This is a genomic window from Chryseobacterium aurantiacum (assembly GCF_003020585.1).
Classification (GTDB): Bacteria; Bacteroidota; Bacteroidia; order Flavobacteriales; family Weeksellaceae; genus Chryseobacterium; species Chryseobacterium aurantiacum.
This window is the reverse complement of record NZ_PXUE01000006.1, coordinates 206,379-226,654: the sequence shown is the minus strand read 5'-3', so window position 1 is coordinate 226,654 and position 20,276 is coordinate 206,379. Positions and strand designations below refer to the sequence as shown.

The window sequence follows — 20,276 nt, the reverse complement described above, 5'->3', positions numbered from 1 at the left end:
TTAAAGGGATTAAAAGATAATCTCTTTAATAATCTTAATTTTCTAACACCGGAGCTTTATCAATAATCGATTGAAGGGTGTCAGGAATAAAAGGTCTTCCACCTGTAGATAAAACACATGTTCCGGTAAAAACAGCTTTGGTAACAATTTTTTTATTCAATAGGATTGATTGTTTAAAATGTAGCTTAGGGGCTCCTCCCTTATTTTGAAACAACTCACATGTTACAGTAATCACATCATCTTTTTTAAGTGACCTAAGAAAATTGATTGAGTATTCTGAAAGGACCATATTAACTCCCTTTCTTGCTTCATCTTCAAAATTGAATCCCAGAACCTCATCAATAAATGAGTGTCGGCAATACTCCATATAAAAAGGATAATATAAACCATCCATAATCCCTTGAACATCAATATGCTCATCTTTAACCCGATATTCTTTTGAATATTCCATAATAATAACTTTGTTTATAATGATCTAATATAATTTATTTAGGATAAAGGTACAATTTAAACCGTATTATTAGAATGGACATATTCTCCCATTCAATGGACTTTTCAGTCTCAATAATAGGAGATAATATGAACATAAAACTTAAACCATAGTCATCAAAAATTCCTAATATTCTCAATATTTTAATACATTTGTTATAAAACTTATTCCAAATGAATTTCGAGCAAATCCATTTACACCTTGATGCCTACAAGGAACATAACCAAATTTTGGACGCAGCAAAGTATCTGATTCATTCCTTTAATCTGGAACATGAAAACTTTGCAGGATTTGGATTCAGGGAAGAGCTTTCTCCAACCTCTATGCTTCTTACAGCTGAGGGAGAATTGGGAGGTCCGCAAACAGTGATGATTCCGAGAAATTTATTTGATTTTGATCTGAACCTTGTTCTCAATATGGTAGCCCATGAAATGCTTCATGTAAGGCAAAAGGCCCCCGGACAGGTGATAGAAGACAAAAATGAACGGGAGTTTCAGGCGTATTATGAAATGCTTTTTCATAAGGTTTTCCCACAGGTACCCGAGGTATCGGATTTTCATAAAAAATTCTTCGGAAGCAAGGCTTTGGAATATTATAAAAGAATGGGTGAAAACTCAGTATTACAACAAAAATATGAAGAACAGAAAACAGAAGTAGAACGTTTAATAAACACATTACCATGACCACAAAACCAGACATAACTTGGGCAGATTTTGAAAAAATAGACATCAGATGTGGAACCATCCTTTCAGTAAGTAATTTTGAAAAGGCAAAAAATCCATCTTACCAACTTGAAATAGATTTTGGAGACCTAGGAATTAGAAAATCTTCTGCACAGATTACTTCTCTTTATGAAAAAGAAGAACTGGTGGGAAAGCAGATTTTAGCAGTAGTAAATTTTCCTAAAAAACAGATTGCCAACTTCTTTAGTGAATGCTTGGTCTTAGGATTATATGGAGAAGATAAAAAAGATGTCACCCTTTTAAGCCCTTCATTACCCACCAAAAACGGAATGCAGGTAGGATAGCAAATAAAAAACACACATGATACAAAACATACCATTAGAAAGAATCTTATTTCTTGATATTGAAACAGTTCCACAGGCAGGATCTTGGGAAGAGTTATCAGAAACGGAGCAATATCTCTGGGATAAAAAAACAAAATTTCAGAGAAAGGAAGATATTTCTGCAGAAGAATTTTACGACAGGGCCGGAATTATGGCTGAATTTGGAAAAATCATCTGCATCACCATCGGAATGCTGGAGAAGAATGAAACCCTGAAGATCAAAAGTTTTTTTGGACATGATGAAAAAAAAATGCTTCAGGAGTTTGGAGAAATCTTCAACAGCCCAAGGCTTTATAATGTAATTCTCTGTGCCCACAACGGAAAAGAATTTGACTTTCCATGGATTGCCAGAAGATACCTCATCAATGGAATGCAGCCTCCTGCGCCGTTCCAAATGTTTGGAAAAAAACCGTGGGAGATTCCTCATATAGATACCATGGAACTGTGGAAGTTTGGAGATTATAAAAGTTTTGTATCATTAGAATTATTGGCTCATGTCTTTGGTATTCCTACTCCAAAGGATGATATCGACGGCTCAATGGTTTCATCAATTTACTACATAGAAAAAGACTTGCAGCGAATTGTTGACTATTGTGAAAAAGATGTCTTAACTTTGGCAAATATTTTCCGACGTATGCGTCAGGAAGATTTGTTGAAAAGGAATATCAATCTAGATTAAAAAATGAAATTTACAGACGATCAAATTGCTGACATTGGTGAGGAAATCATCAGCGTGCTAAAAACCGTATATGACCCCGAAATTCCGGTAGATATTTACGAATTAGGGCTTATTTATGATGTACAGATCTCCGATGATGCTGACGTAAAAATTATAATGACCCTTACTACTCCTAACTGCCCTGTGGCAGAAACTCTTCCTCAGGAAGTAAAGGATAAGGTAGCAGAAGTAGAGAATGTAAAGAGTGTTGATTTAGAACTTACTTTCGAACCAAGCTGGAATAAGGACATGATGAGTGAAGAAGCTAAGTTTGAACTAGGAATGCTATAAAATTAAGGTATTTCCTAAGCAGAAAAAATTATACTACAATCGTAATTCTAAAATTATGGTAAGAAAAATTGGAGCGGTATTGCTTGCTTTTCTCGGAATTTATATGCTTTACTTAGGAGCTCAGATGAAAGCGCAACCTCCTTTTATTACAGGAATAGGATTTATAATTATTTCTTTACTTCACTTAGGTAAAAAGTAAAATACTAAAACAATTAGTATATTCATACAAAAAAGGATGTCATAACCAGACATCCTTTTTTATATAATGAAACCCAGAACCTGGAATTTTATAATTTTAAATTTCTTTTGCTATTTCTTTTCCCTCTCTCCTGCTCCATTCACTCCATGAGCCTACATATAGCTCCGGTATTGGAAATCCGGCATAATTCATTGCTAAAATAGTATGACATGCCGTAACCCCAGATCCGCAATGGATAATCAGGTGTTCAGGGGTATTCTTCAATAGTTCCTGATATTTTTCTTTTAAAATTACCGGGTTTAAGAACAATCCGTTTTCATCAAGATTTTCAGAAAAAGGAATGTTAATGGCTCCCGGAATATGGCCTGCAACCAAATCAATAGGCTCAGATTCTCCTCTGTATCTATAGGCATCCCTTACATCAATAACTGTAGAGGAATTACTTTTCAATTGACTTTCAACCTCTTCCAGGCTTGAAATTGGAAATATCCAATCCTCTTTTTTAATCAATGGAGCTTTTTCAAATGTTTCTTCTCCTGATGAAAATTCTATGTTTTCCTTTTCGGCAGACTGTATCCCTCCACTAAGAACCTGTACGTTTTCCAACCCAAATGATCTTAGCATCCACCAGGCTCTTGCAGCTGCATTAGAACCATTTTTATCATCATAAATAACAATGTGAGAACTTTCAGTTATCCCAAGGTTAGAAAGAGTCGTTGCAAATTTTTCAATACTTGGTAGCGGGTGTCTTCCTCCAAAAGCAGCATTTTCTCCTATCTCAGCCAGATCTTTATCCAGATCAATGAATCTTGCTCCTTTAATGTGCTTTTCCAGGTAGCTTTGTATGATATCTTTTCCGACTCTTGCATCAAGGATGATGAGGTTTTCTGAAGAAAGATTTTTTAACTCGGATGATGAAATTATTGGAGACATTGTATTAATTTTTGGATTGATTTTAATTAAATTTTGGCTAAATTGTTTTTAAATACATTAAAGCGGGCTAAAGTCCGCTCCTAAACTATCTTTTTATCTCTCACAAATCATATAGAACATTGCACATCTGCGAGAGATATATTCTGCAATTATTTTAAAAATGAAAAATATCCTTAGCCTTGTTATAAGAACTTTCAAAATTCAGCAGGTTCAGTTTATGGTCTGCTTTTTCAACACTCATAAAGTTAATCACCTGTTCCGTAGGCATATTTCCTACAAGATCATCCTTGGCCATGGGACATCCTCCAATTCCCTTAATCGCGCTGTCGAATCTTCTGCAACCTTTGTCATAAGCCGCTTTTAATTTTGAATAAGATTCTTCATAACGATTATGGAAATGTCCTCCAAAGTTAATTTCAGGATATTTTGATGGAATTTTTTCAAATAAAAGAGTAATTGTTTCCGGGGTTGCCACTCCTGTGGTGTCAGAAAGAAGAATATCCTTTACACCGATGTCAGAAAACCTTTGTGCCCATTGGTCTACATCTTCCCACTTCCACATTTCACCGTACGGATTTCCAAAAGCCATGGAAAAATAAATATTCAGTTGTTTTCCTTCACTTTTCACCAGTTCCAGCATTTTAATGATTTCATCAAAAGCCTCTTCCTGACTTTTATTGGTATTTCTATGCTGAAAGGTTTCGGAAATAGAGAACGGGAATCCAAGAATATCCACCGATGGGTGTTTCAATGCTTTTTCAGCACCTCTATAATTTCCAATAATGGCAGACACCTTTGTTTTGGAGCGGGATTTATCAATATTTTCAGCCACCTCATCAGAGTCAGCCATCTGTGGAATTGCTTTTGGAGAAACAAAACTCAGACAATCCAATACATCAAAGCCAACATCCATTAAGGAGTTGATATAATCTATTTTTTTATGCGTAGGGATAAACTCTCCCCATCCCTGCATGGCATCTCTAGGACATTCGGTAAGAAACATTTTTACTTTTTGATTTTCTCAAATATAATAAAACTAAACTAGTTCGTATACTGTCCATACAAATCTAACACTATTTTGATTTTCAAATATTTATATCTGATTTATAATTTCAATAATTGATATTCAGTCGCAAATAACGTATTCTGAGCGTCAAATTTGCTAACTTTGTTAAAATTTATGATCAATCTGATGAGTACAATAGAATTCAATCCATTATGGAAAGAGAAATTACTGAACCGTTTTCTTAGCTATGTAAAGATATATTCAACGAGTGATGCAGAAAGTGAGGCTACTCCTTCTACTCCTCGCCAGTGGGATATCGCCAATTACATTACAGAAGAGCTGAAAACGATCGGTCTGGAAGATGTTTCAATTGATGAGAACGGGTATATTATGGGATATGTTCCATCTAACCTGGAAAATGATAACAGACCTACCATTGGGTTTATTTCACACTATGATACATCACCGGACTTCAATGGAGAAAATGTAAAACCTCAGGTTTGGGAAAACTATGACGGAAATGATCTTCTGCTGAACCAGGCTACCGGATTCACATTATCTTCTTCAAAATTTGAAAGTTTAAAAAAATATATCGGTCAGACATTAATCACAACAGACGGGACTACTCTTCTAGGGGCGGATGATAAGGCGGGTTGTGCAGAAATTGTAACTGCCGCTGAATATCTCCTTGCACACCCAGAGATCAAGCATGGAAGAATTGCTGTAGGATTTACTCCTGATGAAGAGATCGGAAGAGGAGCACACAAGTTTGATGTAGCTAAGTTCGGTGCTGAATGGGCTTACACAATGGATGGTGGAGAAGTTGGAGAATTGGAATATGAGAACTTCAATGCTGCAGGAGCTGTTGTAAAAATTCACGGATTGAGTGTACACCCTGGTTATGCTTACGGTAAAATGGTAAATGCGGCGTTATTAGCTGCTGAGTTCATCCAAATGCTTCCTGCCAACGAAACGCCGTCTACTACAAAAGGTTTTGATGGTTTCTATCACTTAATGGATGTTACCGCTGATATTTCAGAAGCTAAACTTCAATATATTATCCGTGACCACGACGCTGATAAATACGAGGCAAGAAAGAAATTTCTGGAGGAAAAAGTAGCTGAATTTAACCAAAAACATGGTGAAGGAACCGCTGAAGTAGAGATCAAGGAGCAATACAGAAATATGAAGCAGCAATTCGAAGGCAAAATGCACATTGTAGATCTTGCCGCCAAGGCAATGACTGAAGCTGGTATTGAACCTAAAATAAAGGCAATCAGAGGAGGTACAGATGGCGCACAGCTTTCTTATATGGGCCTTCCTTGTCCAAATATCTTCGCCGGAGGAATCAACTTCCACGGACCTTATGAATATGTAGCCCTGGAAAGTATGGAAAAGGCAACTGGAGTAATTATTAATATTGTAAAAGCCTAATTAAGATGAATAAACTCTTAGCATTAGCATTTATATTCTCGTTTGCTTTCGGAAGCGCCCAGATTTCGGGGTTTCAAAAAGCAGACTCTAAATATGAAAGAAAGAAAAAGGCCCTGTATAACAAATATCCGAAGCCTAATGATTTAAGAACTAAGCTAGAGTGGCTTCTTACAGAGGACAAAATAACATCCTATAAAAATGCCCTTGAGAAAATCTCTGAAGACGAAAAGAAAGCATTAGCTAACGACCCGCCCATTAAGACAAAGGTGAGCAAAGAAGCAGAATATGAGACTGGAAAAGCAGCTTTTCAAAAGTCATTGTATGAAGCTGTGGATCTTACTTTCTTAAACTATGCTTCAGATTCTTACAAAGCAACCTTAAGCTTTACAGTTGACTCAAAAGGCAATGCCCTTAATGCTCAGGTAAAGGGAAATAATGATGATGTAAATGCATTTATTGAAGCTGCTTTCTACCGTATCAGGGAAAAAGGCAAGTGGAAACCTACAGAAAGCAATGGAAAACCGATATCATCCATGATCACGATTCCTTTGGTTTTAACATTTAAAAAATAACAAAAACAAACCCGGTAGATCTTACCGGGTTTGTTTTTTATTCATCCCCGCTTTCTGATGTCACGTAATTTTCCATCTTCATCCGCACACCTCGTCACAGCCTTGTTGCCATTCGTCAAATAAAATTTTATACTCTTTGCCAGAGTTGTTGTTTTGCATCAGATTTTTAACAGCAATCAACTTATGAAACAACAATTTTTGGCATTAAGCTCATTATTTTTATGCATCACCTGTTCCATTAAAACTCAGGCACAACAAACACCTGCTTTTCACATTGGGGTAAAGGGAGGTACAAATTTTACAAAAACCTCAACGGAGTCTTCTTCCTTGGAAGGGAAATACGGTTTCGGTTATCAGGCAGGGGTAATGACAAGACTAGACATTGGAAGCCTGTATGTACAAGGAGAAGCTTTATTCAACAAAAGAAAAACATCCTACGACACAAAAGATGGAGGTTCCGCAAAGCTTACATGGAATGCTATTGATCTTCCCGTGGTAATAGGTTATAAACTGGTAAAGACCGATGATTTTAATGTAAGAGTCTTTGCCGGTGGAGTCTACAGCTATGCTTTTAATAATAATAATAATAATAATAATAATATATCCAGCTCACAGGCTCTTCAGGAGGGTTTTCAAAAATTTGACAAATCCAATATCGGTATAACAGGAGGTGTGGGTGTAGATTACAAGAATTTTACGATAGATCTGAGGTATGAAAACGGACTTTCAAACATTAGTAAGGAGTTTAAATCCAAACCTCACAGCTTTAGCCTTGGAATAGGTTATTTTCTATTCTAAAAACTTAAATTATCTTTACTCATTAGAAACTGCGGACCTGCAGTTTCTATTTTTTTATTAAATTATTTTAAGCTTCTATGACAAAACCATTTGTTTTAAGAGAATACATATTCACCTTTATTTTCTGGCTTGTTTTTACGATTGTATTATGGTGCAATTTTCAGACTGAGACAGATAAATATCTCGCCATCATTCAAGCTGTTATCATTGCTATCAGTTCTTTTATGTTTACTCATTTTTTAACCAATAAACTTCTTCCAAAAGCGTTACGGGCAAAAAAAATGAAAAAATTTCTGATCCATACGGTAATGGTTATTTTTCTTTTGAGCTTTATTTTCTCTGTTATTTTCACTTATCTCGAAGTTTCTCCCAAAAACCAGCTTCCTCCAAACTTTTGGGATCATCTTCCTTTTTTATGGAAAGGCTTTTATATGTCTTTACCTGCCTCTTTTTTGATCAATGGGTCTGCCTGCGGCATCAAATTCTATAAAGAACACGGAAGAATAGAAAGAGACCACATCCTTCTTCAGCAAGCCCATCTGGAAAATCAGCTTAAGCTTCTTCAGGATCAGATCAATCCGCATGTGGTATTCAATATCCTGAATCATATTCATATCCTGATGAAACGGGATACGGAGCTTGCCGATTTTTTGCTGATGAAGTTCTCTGATATTTTGCGGTATCAACTCTATCATTGCAATCAAAATCTGGTTCCGCTGGATAAGGAAATTGAATATCTTCAAAATCTTGTTGAGGTAGAAAAGCTAAGATGGGGAAATGAGCTGGATGTAAGGGCAACCTGGGAAACCGGAAGCAGAAAGGCTTTCATTGCCCCCCTACTTTTGGTTCCTTTTATTGAAAACGCCTTTAAATATGTTTGCAGACTTCCCGGACATAAAGGCTACATTAAAATCAATTATAAGGAGGAAAACGGAAATCTCTTTTTTTATGTAGAAAATTCTTATTCTGATGTGGCCATGTACAAAAAGAAAGACGGAGCCGGGGGAATTGGCCTTGAAAATGTAAAAAAACGATTAAAACTACAATATCCGGATTCCCATGATTTGAAAATTGAATCTGATGGTATTGTCTATAAAGTAACTTTAACCTTAAAACTCTCTGAAAGAAATGAGTAATACGATTCCTAAAATGAAATGCCTGATTATAGATGACGAACCGTTGGCAAGATTCCATCTTAAGGAATTGGCAGATCAGATTGATTTTCTATCCGTGGAGGGTGCCTGTGCTACTGCGTTGGAGGCAGACACCAAGGTAAAAGAAAGTGAAATAGATCTTCTTTTTCTGGATATCAATATGCCCTACCTTACTGGTCTTGAGTTTTTGGAGCAACTTGAAAATCCACCTTTATGTATCCTTACAACGGCTTATTCAGAATATGCACTGGAGGGATTCCGGCTGCAAGTCGCTGACTATCTTTTAAAACCTATAGCCTTTAATCGTTTTTATCAGGCGGTGAATAAGGCCCAGCAACAGTTTATTATCAACGAGAAACTAAGAAAAAACACCCCTTTGGATGATCCTTTTCTGTATGTAAGGCAGTCTGATACGTTCATCAAGATTTCCTGGGTAGATATTTTATTTATCGAAAGCATGCAGAATTACACCAAGCTTCATTTTAAGGATAAATCTCTGGTAATCCATCAAACCATGAAAGCTATTGAGGAATCATTGCCCACTGATCATTTCTTCAGGATTCATAAGTCTTTTTTAATCAATATTACCCATATTGACATGATTTCCGGAGGGCGTTTGTTCATTAATAAAATAGAGCTTCCCATTTCCCGGACCCGAAAAGAAGAATTGCTTAACCAGGTGGTATATAAGAAGCTGATTAGTAAATAAAGAATAAGGTCTGGAAGAGAGAAGTTATAATAATCTGAAGAGCAATTAAGCGGTTAAACTTCTTTCTTCCAGCCTTTTTCTTAAGGTAGATTCCAGCGTATTGCAAGGGCAGCATAGAATGTACTTGTAAACTTGGGATCTGCGATTTTTTTATCTTTAAAAATGCTTGAGATTTTTCGTTCGCTTTCACTGAAATTTCTCACCAGAGTTGATCCACCCGTAATACCGAGGCTCAATTTGTCATTGATTTTTATTTCCGGTCTTAGCCCCGCCGTGATCTGCTGATATCCAAACATAATAGATTTTCCGTCTTTATTTCTTTCTACCAACATTCCGCTGAGGTTGACTACTGCTTTTAGGGTAAGGGCATCTGAAAACTGATATCCCGCCTCTGCTCCTTCAGGGAAATTAATCTTGAATTTGACCTTTCCGTTGGTTTTCCAATCAAAATAAATCCACGGCAAAACCATTGGTGTTCCAAATGCTGTGGTAAGAACGGGGCCTCCACCCAAAGCAAGGTTCGGATTAAAATGTCTTATAAACAGAACTCCTCCCTGACCTAATATATCATCAGAACTTATTCTTTCAAGATCAGTATACAGCCCTACTGAAGCCATCATCATTATACTCCATTTCTTTCCCAAAGGTCTTATATGCTGCAGCCCAACCTGAGCATTCAACATCTGATCCGGAAATAACGGAGTTTCGTAGTTTTTGTGTGATATTCTTGCATAGGATCCGCTAAGGAGCATTGACCAGGCTTTTATCTTTCCGTTACTGTCTTTTTTTATAGACAATGGAATACTCAGATTCAGATTTACTCTTTTAAAATCACTCTTAGAGTTGGTTTTAACACTGTCTTCCGGACGAATATAGTTGGAAAATGGGGTGTATTCTGTCTTCAATTCTGCAGATATTCCCGTCTGTGCATGGATCCAATATCCTAACGGCAATAGGCAGCAAAAAGCCGTCAAAAGGTTTCTTTTCATATTCTAAATTTTATGCAAAGAGAACCTTTTGACTATTTCTTTCAAAAATTACTTGATTAAGTGTACGTCTATGATGACCAACAGGAATAGTAGCAGGATCATATTTTGAAAACTCCCTCCAAACACTCTGCTTTTTCTTATGCAAATACTTTGATTCGTTTCAATGAACGATAACCAAACCATACGGCAATTAATCCTATTAAGGCTCTTGTAACCACCATTGGTATGATGGAGTCTGCTTCCATAAGTCCTACAACACCTGAGATTAAAAAGGTAACCATTAGCTGCATAAAGCCCATTAATGCTGCCGCTGTACCGCGTCCTTCCTTAAATGGCGACAGGGCATGGGCAGAGGTGATCGGGAATAAAATTCCTATAGCTAATAAAGAGATATGCAATAATACAATTTCCAGCCCTACAGACAACTGATACATTGAAACCAGAATATGAAGACAACAGGAGGATAATAAAATAACTGTGGCCCAGAACTTAATTCGTGTTTCTTCAAACCTCTTGATCAATCTTGGAGTGATATAGGCCGCCAAAATTAAAGCTACAGAATTGAATGCGAAGATAAACCCAAAGACTTCACTGGAAAAACCATGCAACTCCATAAAAAGAAAAGGAGCATTGGAAATATAGATTATCAGGGAGGCAAAAGCAATGCTTCCGATCATCGTATTGTTTACAAAGTCTCTGTTGGACAGAATTGCTTTAAGCTGTTCCATCAGATTTATTTTTTCCTCTACAACATCATTGTCTTTGGATAAAAGTCTGGCATTGGTTTCAGGAACACATTTGTAAACCAAAATGAGTGTTATAAATCCTAATATTACAAGGAAGGCAAAAGAACTATTCCATCCCCAAAATTTAAGGAATACACTTCCCAGTAAAGGCGCTACAATAGGGGCTACCCCACTTATCTGAGATTGCTGGGAAAATATGGCAACAGATTTTTGTTTATCATAAAGGTCTATAATGATGGCTCTTCCTATCACAATTCCGGCACTTCCCCCGAACGCCTGTAGAAAACGCATCGCCCATAGCATATAAATATTTTTTGTGAAATAGATTCCTATTGCTCCTAAAATAAACAATAGCAACCCGCAGTACAACATCGGTTTTCTTCCTTTATGATCTGATAAAGGACCCCATAAAAGTTGTCCAATGGCAAATCCTGCAAAAAATACAGAAATGGAGATCTGTATGTGCCCGATATCCGTCTGGAAAATTTGAGCCATACTTGGGAATGCAGGTAAATACAGGTCTATACTTAACGATTCCAATGTATTAAGCAAGGCTAAAATAAAAATAACGACCCCTAGGTTTTTCATAAATAGTATTAATTATTAAACGATCTACTCATGTGGTTTTCATGGAGCGCAAAGGTCCTCCAAAAAAGCAGACGGTTCAATAACAGAACTGAAGAAATAACAGGACAAACTGAAGATTTACGAACAGGAAACAAACAATAAGTACAAATATAAATCAATCAGATTGTACATATTGAAGATTATTCTTTTTCTTTATTTTTAAAAAAATCGGGGTTTTGCCCTGTATGTTTCTTGAAAAATCGGGAAAAATATGAAGTATCAGTAAAACCAAGTTTGAAAGCAATCTCTTTAATGGAGAGGGCTCCAAAACTAAGTTCTCTTTTGGCTTCAAGAATAAGTCTTTGGGCAATCATTTTCTTTACAGTGGTTGCTCTTGATAAACGAACAATATCATTCAGGTGATGAGTGCTTATTTTTAAATGTTCAGCATAAAAGGATGTATTTTTGTGAGTGATATAGTTTTCTTCAATTAGTTTTATCAGTTGCTGAATACGCTGACGGTCATTCAATAAAGGTTCCTGAGGAATAATTTGTTCTCCGATGATGATACAAAATGCTTTCAGATAAGCTTTTAAGAGTTCTGTTCTTGCGGTTGTTTTATATTCCTGCTCCATCAACGCTATAATTGTTCTGCAGGTTTTTTCATTTTGGGGATTTAAAAAAAAGGGGAGCTCTCCTCCCGTAAGCACCGATTCTATGGTACAGGCTTCGTTGAAAATTTCCCTGCTTATTGCCATGGCATACCCTTTCTCTCCGTCTAATTTCATGTTGAATGCCTGCCCCGGCGCAATGATACAGATTTGATTGTTCTTGAGTTTATACCTTTCAAAATCCAATTCTAATAGACTGTTTTCATATACTTCCCTAAACCAGATGATTTCAAAAAAATTATGACGGTGAACATCATGAAAGTTCTCTGGACCGGCATCAGTCAGAGTACTCATCTGAAATTCTTCGGAAGTCAGGTGATGAACCGGAATTTCTTTTTCTGGCGTAATCATTACTAAATTATTTAGCTATAAACAAAAACCACAGCAAAAAAAGTGCTGCGGTCTTCTTACAATATTTAAAATTAAATATAATTTTTCAATTTTACTGGCTTAAAAAAGCATCCCATCCTTGGGCGGTAAGAGCAACCAGCTGATTAGACCCTCTCGCTACCATAAAGTTTCCATCTTCTTTTTCAACAGCATGTCCGATAATGGTAAAATCCGGATGATTTTTAATTTTATCAAAGTCATTGGGTGAAATGGTGAATAACAATTCGTAGTCCTCTCCTCCGCTTAATGCTGTCATTACAGGATTTAAGTTCATTTCATCTGCCGTAGAGATCGTTAGATTATCTAAAGGAATTTTTTCCTCATACAATCTGAATCCTACTTTTGACTGATCGGAAAGGTGAAGAATCTCGGAAGCTAAACCGTCAGAAATATCAATCATGGAAGTTGGTTTAATATCCAATTCTTCTAAAATATTTTTAACGTCTGTTCTTGCTTCAGGCTTCAATTGTCTCTCCAGGATATAATCGTAGCCCTCCATCTCCGGCTGCATATTCGGGTCTGCAAGATAAACAGCATGTTCTCTTTCCAGAATCTGAAGCCCCATATAAGCTCCACCCAGATCTCCTGTAACTACAAGAAGATCATTTGCCTTTGCTCCGCTTCTCTTGACAATATTTTCATCAGCTTCAATTCCTACAGCAGTAATGCTCATCACCAATCCGGCATTAGAACTCGTTGTATCTCCTCCAATAAGGTCAACTTTGTATCTTGCACATGCCGCCTGAATTCCTGAATAAATCTCCTCCAAAGCCTCAACCGGAAAACGGTTGGAAACAGCCAGAGACACTAAAATTTGGGTAGGAACCGCATTCATTGCAGCAATATCACTTAGGTTTACCACAACCGCTTTGTAACCAAGATGCTTTAACGGAACATAGCCCAGGTTAAAATGCACTCCCTCAGCCAAAACATCAGTGGTAAGAACCACTTTTTTATTACCAGGATTAACAACTGCCGCATCATCTCCTACTCCAAGTTCTGAAGATTCATTGGATAATGGAAAATGCTCTGTCAAATGTTTAATAAGACCGAATTCTCCCAGTTTTGAAATGGGCGTAAGCTCCTGTGATTTATCTTCAAACATAAAATTTCTTTTTTGTACCATGCTCAAAGTAAAATGTATTAATGACCTAAAAGTCCTTCATAACATTGAACCCTAAACTTTAAACTTTGAATTATTTCGTCAATTCTGCCGGATCAATATTTTGTGGGTGGAAAGGAAACTTTTTAAAGTCTTCTTTTGACAGCACCACAGTTTCCGGGCTTTTATATTTATTCATTGCCTCCACTACATCGTCTGGTGGAGTTGTCATTTTTCTAAGCATCATATCAATCCATACGCCTGTAGCTTCTGCTGTAGCACAGTGCATTCCATCTGGTGTATAGAATTTGTGTACAAAACGATAGATAGAAGAATCTTCTGAACATCCGTCTATTTCTACACTTACAATTACGATCTGATCTGCATAGATCTCCTTGAAGAAAGAGTATCTTTCATGCAGGATAACCGGACCAATTCCCCATCTGCTCAGTTGGGTAACACCCATTTTCTCTTTGGTCATGAAAGCCATTCTGGCTTGTGCACAATATTGTACATAGGATGAATTGGCCAAATGCTTATTGGCATCAAGATCACTCCATCTCACTTCAAATTTATGGTAGAAAATCATATGAAAATCGTTTTTGGTATAATTAAAATTATAATCTTCAAAAATACTCAAATAAGATGGTTTATAAAAATTGTACTTTTGAAAAAATAATCTTCAGCATAGGATTACACATACATGAAACAGATCATTATAATCGGAGGCGGTGCTGCAGGCTTTTTCTGCGCATCGAACCTTGACGAAAAGAAATATACAATTACAATTTTAGAACAGAACTCTGATGTTCTTCAGAAAGTAAAGATTTCCGGAGGCGGACGCTGCAATGTTACCCATGCATGCTTTGATCCAAGGGAGCTTGTTCAGTTTTATCCTCGCGGAAACAAGGAATTATTAAGTGTTTTCACCAAATTCCAGCCGGGAGATACGATGGAATGGTTTGATCAGCGTAACGTTCCGTTGAAAATTGAAAATGACAACAGAACTTTCCCTGAAAGCAATTCTTCACAGACCATCATCAATACTTTTTTGAATGAAACTCAAAAGAAAAATGTGACGGTAAAAACAAAATGTACAGTAAAGGAGATTAAAAAACTGGATGAAAAGTACGTGGTAAGAACTAATTCCGGAGACTTTGAAGCAGATTATATTGTTTATACAACCGGAAGCTCTCCCAAATCTCTGAAAATGATTGAAAATCTGGGACATAAGATTGTAGACCTTGTTCCATCCCTTTTTACCTTTAATATTAAGGATGAGCTTCTAAAAGATCTCCCGGGAACAAGTTTTGAAAATGCAGGTATTTCAATCCCAAAACTGAAAACAGAAGAAAGCGGGCCTTTACTGATTACCCACTGGGGACTTTCCGGACCTGCTGTTTTGAAAATTTCAGCGTGGGAAGCAATAAGCCTTGCCAAGGTTAAGTACAATTTTGAAATTGAGGTTAATTTTATCTCAATGGACGTGGAAGAAGCAGAGGAAGCCTTTCAGAACTTCAAACAAAGCAACCCTAAAAAGACAGTGGGACAGTCCAAAATATTTGATATAACGAACCGATTCTGGCAGAAAATCCTGGAAATTTCAAAGGTTGACCTCAACAAGCAGGTTGCCAATATTTCAGGGAAGGAAATGCAGAAAATTCTGGAAAATCTTTGCGCTAAAAAGTTTCAGGTAACCGGAAAATCAACATTTAAGGATGAATTTGTAACGGCTGGAGGCATTGATTTAAAGGAGATTAACTTCAAAAACATGTCTTCGAAACTTCTACCTAATTTTTATGTTGCAGGAGAGGTCTTAAATATTGATGCGGTAACTGGTGGCTTTAATTTTCAGGCTTGCTGGAGCGAGGGATGGCTGATTGCTCAGGATCTCAACAACTTATAAAAAAACACTACTTTTAATAAAAACTATAACTATGAAAAAAGCAGGTTTATTTATCTTACTATTAGTCTCTCATTTTATTTTTGCCCAAACAATACAAACAGGATTGGCAAACAATAAATCTGTTGTCTCTACAGAGAATGTCAATGTAGAAACTCCAGCAGAGTTCCCCGGCGGTATGGATGCTCTCAGAAAATATATTTACCAAGAAATCAATATTTCAAACATAAAAAGCTCTGGAGTACTTACATCAGTAACAAAATTTGTAGTGGGCACTAATGGAAATATTGAATCTGTCTCTGCTAAAGGGGATAATAAGGACATGAATCAGGAAATGGAACGTGTTATAAAATCCATAAAAATTAAATGGAAGCCCGCTCAGAGTAGTGGCCGTCCTGTAAAATATTGGGTTACAGTTCCAACAACTATAAACCTCTGATATGGTTTCGGCCAAAAGAAATGTTTCAAAAATTCTCACAATCCTTTTAGTTCTGGGATTTGGGTATTTCTTTTGGCTGATGCTTACAATCACGCTGGAATATATTCCATTGGATTCTAATGTTAGCTTTCTGATGATTAAACAAACAGAAGTAGTAGAAAGCCCGGAATATCTTACGTTTTTTTATACTCATGTTTATACAAGCATTTTTGTATTACTTTCCGGTTTCTTAGCTGTCATAAGGAAAGATTTTGGGTTAAGAAATCTTCACAGAAACATGGGAAAGGTCTATATTTTTCTCATTCTTCTTTTTGCTGCTCCCTCCGGAATGTATATGGGATTCTTTGCTAATGGTGGATTTTCTTCAAAGGTTTCATTTATTATTTTAGGGGTTTTATGGTGGTTTTCTACCTATAAGGCCTATCAACTGGCCAGACAAAAAAGATTTAAGGAGCATAAACAATGGATGTGGAGAAGCTTTGCTCTTACTTTATCTGCCATCACATTACGAATGTGGAAAGTTATTATTGTATATTTATTTCACCCCAACCCCATGGATGTCTACCAAATCATTGCGTGGCTGGGCTGGATCCCCAATCTCCTTTTAATTGAATACTTAATCACAAAAAAACATCTATGAAAATTTTAAATTACACGCTTATTTCCCTACTTACCATTTCATTGGTAGGATGTAAAAAAGATGGGAAAACCAACGGATCAGGAAATGATTCTCTAACCGCAAAAAAAGATTCTGTTATCATTCCGGAACTTCATCAGGAATACTATGGAATCTACACCGGAGAGTTTGCCGGTATGGAAAAAATGATTGATGAATCTGATGGTTCAGAATATGACGGAAGCGTCTACAAAAGAATCTCCCTGAAAATCAATAGAATTACAAAGGACAGTGTTTACGGGCAAAGTATTGTAAATGGAAACCAGCGCCCCATCAGAGGAGTCTTCAATGAATCTTCAAAATCTTTTGTGCTGGATGAACCCGGAAATGACAAAACGGATGGTAGATTTGAGGTAAAACTAAGCGGTGACAGCCTTACCGGAAAGTGGAATGCATTTAATAAGACGGCTGTAAAGGCTCCTTTGAAAACCCTTAAGCTCACCAAAAAAGAATTTGTTTATAACCCTAATTTCATGCTGGATCCGGATTCCAACTTGGTTGACTGGACAAATCCGAAGGATTTTGTAGAGAAATATACAGATAGTGAGGGAAAGACGGAAAGCTACACTACATCCAAAAACAGAGTGGCTTCTGATGCGGTATTCAAGCTTAACGCATCCAAACAAAAACTGAATGAAAAAGAAATTAAAAATCTAAGAAAACTGGATCTCGAGATTATCAAAAATTCTGTATTTGCAAGGCACGGTTATTCCTTTAAAAAAGAAACCTATAGAAATTTCTTCGAACAGACGGATTGGTATATTCCTGTTTCGGGAAATGTGGACAATGAGCTTTCTTCCATGGAAAAGGAAAATGTAGCTTTATTGAATCGCTTTATCAAGTATGCAGAGGATAAATATGATAGTTTTGGGAGATAGGTAGCAGGAATCAGGAATTAGCCGTTATAGCTTTATTTTCTGTCACTTTTACAAAAAGATAAATTAGCAGACACCCTGCAGCATAACACAGAATATCTATCCAGGAAAATGAATTTCCGATAACAATATACATTAGGCTTCCCTCTCGGAAGCCTAATTTTTCTGCAATATTGAAGTATTGTGCAAACTCCACCATGCAGGAAAAAATTAAAATCCCTCCAATAAGTTTTTGATTATTTACCCTGAAAAAGCTTTTCACCATTGTATAAAGAAGGATAACAACAATGACATCACCCAGATAAGCCCGCACAAAAAAAATATCTTTCAGCTTGGTGGCAATTAAAACTTCTATAAGAAAAATGAAGATGGAGATCAGAAAGTATTTCAGGCTAAATTGTAATTTCATCATGATTGTTTTTGAAGATAAAAAAGGCATAAAAAATCGGCATTTAGAAAAACGCCGATCATTATTTAAGCAAATATATTATTTCTTTACCTTTATTGTACACCCGATGGCAACAGTTTTTGTCATTTTTACAGGCTCTCCCTTTATCAAAGCGTTTACTGCATCCTGAGCATAATATTCAGACACATCATTGGGATTATCATAATTATTGTCAATGGCTCCTATATATTTTACGATATTTTTGCCGTTTTCTTTTTCCAATACAAAGACATGCGGGGTTTTTGTAGCGCCATATTGAGGATAAATTTTTTGACCTTCATCTACTAAATACGGAAACGTGAACCCTTTCTGTTTTGCCCTGTCAATCATCTGTTTGTAACCATCTTCAGGTTGTACATTAGGATCATTCGGGTTGATGGCAATGACCGGATATCCCTGATCTTTATATTTTTTATCAAGCTCTATGATTCGGTCTTCATATTTCTTTGCATAAGGACAATGGTTGCATGTAAAGACCACAATAAATCCTTTTGCAGTCTTAAAATCACTTAGGGAAACCATCTTTCCATCAATATTTTTAAGTTTAAAATCAGCCGCCTCATCTCCTACTTCATAGCCCTTTACGGCAGTCTTTTTTTCTTTTTGAGGTATATTTTTATCGTGATCCGTTGTTGTAAAGCTCATTAAGCCTAAACCAACGACAAATGCTGTCATTAAAATTTTCAGATTTTTCATACTATTATTTATTGTAAATTTTCACTAATTGTTTTGTCAAGGTCTTCCCTGCTCATTTCTCCGTCATTGAAAAACACTTTTTCTCCATTCTTATAGAAGAGAGTTACCGGAATATTTCCATCCCAGTTCTTTTCAAACCGGGGAATCCAGGTGTTCATTCTTTTAATATCATCCAGCAGAATAACCTCAGCAGTCAGGTTTTTATTTTTTATAAATTTTAAAACCCTGTCCTTATCCACCAGTCTGTCCAATGAAACCAGAATCATCTTAAACTTAGGGTTTCCTGCAAATTTATTATTGACTTCCATAAAGTGTGGCAATTCTTTCACACATGGAGCGCAGGTTGTTGCCCAGAAGTTAACGACCAGAAATTTATCTTTTTCCTGCTGAATCCTTTTTTCAAGATCTTCATATTTTATAACAGAAACCTCAGTCTGCTGAGCTTTATAAGCTGTACAGAACAAAAATATGGCCAATATTTTTATTAAGTTCTTCATACTCAAATTTACCAATTGCATTCTTTTCCCGTGAGTATCAATCTGTTAAAATTTGTTAATAATATTTAATTATTGTATAATTTTCATTCACCACCTATTGAATTATTCAAAATAAAATGTAAATTAGCTTACAACCAAACTAAAATTATCATGAAAAAATCAAACATTCAACAAAGAAAATTGACAAAGCAAGAGTTAAAGGAAATTAATGGTGGCAACAGAGTATTCTGCCTAAGAGGCTTCTGTATGGTTCCCGGATCTGATGAACTGGTACGAGGTCTTATAGGAGAAGATGGATACTGCTGTTAATCTAATTAAAAATCAACCAAAACGAAAAATACTATGAAAAAATTAAACATTCAACAAAAGAAACTGACAAAAAAAGCATTGAAAAATATTAACGGAGGTGGCGGACCTAATATATGTATAGAAGGATTTTGTATGGTACGTGGGTCTGATGAAATGCAGATTGGCCGTTTAGATAGAGATGGCTATTGCTGCTAATAGACGATAACTTATTAACATCTGACACTCAAAAATTAAAACCACTATGAAAAAATCAACCATTCCACAAAGAAAACTTTCCAAAAAGGAATTAAAGGAAATAAGTGGAGGTCTTAGACCTGTCTGTCCTGTCGTAATAAGCTGTACAGATATGAGGACCGGAATAGAACGATCAGGAGTTCCCGGAATTCAGGATGGACCTTGTTGCTAAAAAACATCTGCAACCAAATTCAAAATCATATGAAAAAGTTAAGTATTCAGAAACGAAAGCTTACCAAAAGCGAACTGAAAGAAATTAATGGCGGTGCCGCCAACTGTGCAGAAGGTTTATGTAAACTTCGGGGAGTTGGCCATTTCCTTATTATAGGTCCTGTTGGAAAAAACGGATACTGTTGCTAGCTAT

The 20,276-nt window shown here is 36.3% G+C and carries 29 protein-coding genes; 18 read left to right on the top strand and 11 right to left on the bottom strand.

All coding sequences use genetic code 11. The annotated features are described in order from the left end of the window. Positions 1-34: 34 nt before the first annotated feature. Positions 35-451 (bottom strand): acyl-CoA thioesterase, encoded by a 417-nt coding sequence (locus tag C7D53_RS18500; RefSeq protein ID WP_106917874.1) that lies wholly within the window; start codon positions 449-451, stop codon positions 35-37. 212 nt (positions 452-663) lie between these two features. On the opposite strand from C7D53_RS18500, the gene C7D53_RS18495 reads away from it, so the two are divergent. Genes C7D53_RS18495 through C7D53_RS21040 form a run of 5 tightly spaced genes read left to right on the top strand, consistent with a single transcriptional unit; the run spans position 664 to position 2,764 of the window. Further along, the gene (locus C7D53_RS18495; protein WP_106917873.1) at positions 664-1,173 is read left to right on the top strand and encodes a hypothetical protein; all 510 of its coding nucleotides are present in this window, start codon (positions 664-666) and stop codon (positions 1,171-1,173) included. Then, positions 1,170-1,517, top strand: coding sequence for a tRNA-binding protein (locus C7D53_RS18490; protein ID WP_106917872.1), 348 nt, complete (start codon positions 1,170-1,172; stop codon positions 1,515-1,517). The genes C7D53_RS18495 and C7D53_RS18490 overlap by 4 nt, the downstream gene beginning before the upstream one ends. A gap of 16 nt (positions 1,518-1,533) precedes the next feature. Then, entirely contained in the window at positions 1,534-2,235 is a 702-nt protein-coding gene (locus C7D53_RS18485) for a 3'-5' exonuclease (protein ID WP_106917871.1), read from the top strand. A gap of 3 nt (positions 2,236-2,238) precedes the next feature. After that, complete coding sequence (locus C7D53_RS18480; RefSeq protein ID WP_076352964.1) at positions 2,239-2,565, top strand: SUF system Fe-S cluster assembly protein; 327 nt, start codon at positions 2,239-2,241, stop codon at positions 2,563-2,565. Positions 2,566-2,620: 55 nt separating this feature from the next. Then, positions 2,621-2,764: a hypothetical protein gene (locus C7D53_RS21040; protein ID WP_162926220.1), complete on the top strand. Its 144-nt coding sequence runs from the start codon at positions 2,621-2,623 to the stop codon at positions 2,762-2,764. A 96-nt stretch (positions 2,765-2,860) separates the two neighbouring features. On the opposite strand, the gene C7D53_RS18475 is transcribed toward C7D53_RS21040, so the two are convergent. Together C7D53_RS18475 and C7D53_RS18470 are read right to left on the bottom strand one after the other, a co-directional pair. Next, the gene (locus C7D53_RS18475) at positions 2,861-3,697 is read right to left on the bottom strand and encodes a sulfurtransferase (RefSeq protein ID WP_106917870.1); all 837 of its coding nucleotides are present in this window, start codon (positions 3,695-3,697) and stop codon (positions 2,861-2,863) included. 154 nt (positions 3,698-3,851) lie between these two features. After that, positions 3,852-4,700, bottom strand: coding sequence for a hydroxymethylglutaryl-CoA lyase (locus C7D53_RS18470; RefSeq protein WP_106917869.1), 849 nt, complete (start codon positions 4,698-4,700; stop codon positions 3,852-3,854). A gap of 189 nt (positions 4,701-4,889) precedes the next feature. Here C7D53_RS18470 and pepT point away from each other — a divergent pair, with 189 nt between their 5' ends. The 5 genes from pepT to C7D53_RS18445 all read left to right on the top strand — a co-directional run bounded on the left by pepT (position 4,890) and on the right by C7D53_RS18445 (position 9,370). Continuing rightward, positions 4,890-6,137 (top strand): peptidase T, encoded by a 1,248-nt coding sequence (pepT, locus tag C7D53_RS18465; RefSeq protein WP_106917908.1) that lies wholly within the window; start codon positions 4,890-4,892, stop codon positions 6,135-6,137. A 5-nt stretch (positions 6,138-6,142) separates the two neighbouring features. Further along, the gene (locus tag C7D53_RS18460; protein WP_106917868.1) at positions 6,143-6,709 is read left to right on the top strand and encodes an energy transducer TonB; all 567 of its coding nucleotides are present in this window, start codon (positions 6,143-6,145) and stop codon (positions 6,707-6,709) included. A gap of 183 nt (positions 6,710-6,892) precedes the next feature. Then, complete coding sequence (locus C7D53_RS18455; protein WP_106917867.1) at positions 6,893-7,507, top strand: porin family protein; 615 nt, start codon at positions 6,893-6,895, stop codon at positions 7,505-7,507. A gap of 77 nt (positions 7,508-7,584) precedes the next feature. Then, positions 7,585-8,643 (top strand): sensor histidine kinase, encoded by a 1,059-nt coding sequence (locus C7D53_RS18450; protein WP_106917866.1) that lies wholly within the window; start codon positions 7,585-7,587, stop codon positions 8,641-8,643. Continuing rightward, complete coding sequence (locus tag C7D53_RS18445; RefSeq protein WP_106917865.1) at positions 8,636-9,370, top strand: LytR/AlgR family response regulator transcription factor; 735 nt, start codon at positions 8,636-8,638, stop codon at positions 9,368-9,370. The genes C7D53_RS18450 and C7D53_RS18445 overlap by 8 nt, the downstream gene beginning before the upstream one ends. 80 nt (positions 9,371-9,450) lie before the next feature. Here C7D53_RS18445 and C7D53_RS18440 read toward each other — a convergent pair whose 3' ends face one another. The 5 genes from C7D53_RS18440 to C7D53_RS18420 form a co-directional block, all read right to left on the bottom strand. Then, complete coding sequence (locus C7D53_RS18440; RefSeq protein ID WP_106917864.1) at positions 9,451-10,359, bottom strand: DUF6268 family outer membrane beta-barrel protein; 909 nt, start codon at positions 10,357-10,359, stop codon at positions 9,451-9,453. Positions 10,360-10,496: 137 nt separating this feature from the next. Beyond that, positions 10,497-11,693 carry a multidrug effflux MFS transporter gene (locus C7D53_RS18435; protein WP_106917863.1) on the bottom strand — a complete coding sequence of 399 codons (1,197 nt, stop codon included), beginning with the start codon at positions 11,691-11,693 and terminating at the stop codon, positions 10,497-10,499. Positions 11,694-11,872: 179 nt separating this feature from the next. After that, a complete protein-coding gene (locus C7D53_RS18430; RefSeq protein WP_106917862.1) occupies positions 11,873-12,694 on the bottom strand; it encodes a helix-turn-helix domain-containing protein in 822 nt (273 codons plus the stop codon). 91 nt (positions 12,695-12,785) lie between these two features. Next, complete coding sequence (gene thiL / locus C7D53_RS18425; RefSeq protein WP_106917907.1) at positions 12,786-13,838, bottom strand: thiamine-phosphate kinase; 1,053 nt, start codon at positions 13,836-13,838, stop codon at positions 12,786-12,788. 91 nt (positions 13,839-13,929) lie between these two features. After that, entirely contained in the window at positions 13,930-14,424 is a 495-nt protein-coding gene (locus C7D53_RS18420; RefSeq protein WP_106917906.1) for an acyl-CoA thioesterase, read from the bottom strand. Positions 14,425-14,538: 114 nt separating this feature from the next. On the opposite strand from C7D53_RS18420, the gene C7D53_RS18415 reads away from it, so the two are divergent. Genes C7D53_RS18415 through C7D53_RS18400 form a run of 4 tightly spaced genes read left to right on the top strand, consistent with a single transcriptional unit; the run spans position 14,539 to position 17,731 of the window. Continuing rightward, positions 14,539-15,741: a BaiN/RdsA family NAD(P)/FAD-dependent oxidoreductase gene (locus C7D53_RS18415; protein WP_106917861.1), complete on the top strand. Its 1,203-nt coding sequence runs from the start codon at positions 14,539-14,541 to the stop codon at positions 15,739-15,741. Positions 15,742-15,772: 31 nt separating this feature from the next. Continuing rightward, on the top strand, positions 15,773-16,177 hold the full coding sequence (locus C7D53_RS18410) for an energy transducer TonB (RefSeq protein WP_106917860.1): 405 nt from the start codon (positions 15,773-15,775) through the stop codon (positions 16,175-16,177). A 1-nt stretch (position 16,178) separates the two neighbouring features. Further along, entirely contained in the window at positions 16,179-16,817 is a 639-nt protein-coding gene (locus C7D53_RS18405; protein WP_106917859.1) for a DUF2306 domain-containing protein, read from the top strand. Then, positions 16,814-17,731, top strand: coding sequence for a YARHG domain-containing protein (locus C7D53_RS18400; protein ID WP_106917858.1), 918 nt, complete (start codon positions 16,814-16,816; stop codon positions 17,729-17,731). The genes C7D53_RS18405 and C7D53_RS18400 overlap by 4 nt, the downstream gene beginning before the upstream one ends. A gap of 10 nt (positions 17,732-17,741) precedes the next feature. Here C7D53_RS18400 and C7D53_RS18395 read toward each other — a convergent pair whose 3' ends face one another. The 3 genes from C7D53_RS18395 to C7D53_RS18385 form a co-directional block, all read right to left on the bottom strand. Then, positions 17,742-18,137, bottom strand: coding sequence for a ribosomal maturation YjgA family protein (locus C7D53_RS18395; RefSeq protein ID WP_185126714.1), 396 nt, complete (start codon positions 18,135-18,137; stop codon positions 17,742-17,744). A 78-nt stretch (positions 18,138-18,215) separates the two neighbouring features. Beyond that, positions 18,216-18,872 (bottom strand): thioredoxin family protein, encoded by a 657-nt coding sequence (locus tag C7D53_RS18390; RefSeq protein ID WP_106917857.1) that lies wholly within the window; start codon positions 18,870-18,872, stop codon positions 18,216-18,218. A gap of 8 nt (positions 18,873-18,880) precedes the next feature. After that, entirely contained in the window at positions 18,881-19,369 is a 489-nt protein-coding gene (locus C7D53_RS18385) for a TlpA family protein disulfide reductase (RefSeq protein WP_106917904.1), read from the bottom strand. A 150-nt stretch (positions 19,370-19,519) separates the two neighbouring features. Here C7D53_RS18385 and C7D53_RS18380 point away from each other — a divergent pair, with 150 nt between their 5' ends. The 4 genes from C7D53_RS18380 to C7D53_RS21035 are packed head-to-tail and all read left to right on the top strand — an operon-like array spanning position 19,520 to position 20,272. Next, positions 19,520-19,678: a hypothetical protein gene (locus C7D53_RS18380; protein ID WP_162926219.1), complete on the top strand. Its 159-nt coding sequence runs from the start codon at positions 19,520-19,522 to the stop codon at positions 19,676-19,678. Between the two features lie 33 nt (positions 19,679-19,711). Further along, positions 19,712-19,873, top strand: a complete 162-nt coding sequence (locus C7D53_RS18375) for a bacteriocin (RefSeq protein ID WP_106917855.1) — start codon at positions 19,712-19,714, stop codon at positions 19,871-19,873. A gap of 46 nt (positions 19,874-19,919) precedes the next feature. Then, complete coding sequence (locus C7D53_RS18370; RefSeq protein ID WP_106917854.1) at positions 19,920-20,084, top strand: bacteriocin; 165 nt, start codon at positions 19,920-19,922, stop codon at positions 20,082-20,084. A 29-nt stretch (positions 20,085-20,113) separates the two neighbouring features. Next, entirely contained in the window at positions 20,114-20,272 is a 159-nt protein-coding gene (locus tag C7D53_RS21035; protein ID WP_162926218.1) for a hypothetical protein, read from the top strand. Positions 20,273-20,276 lie beyond the last annotated feature (4 nt).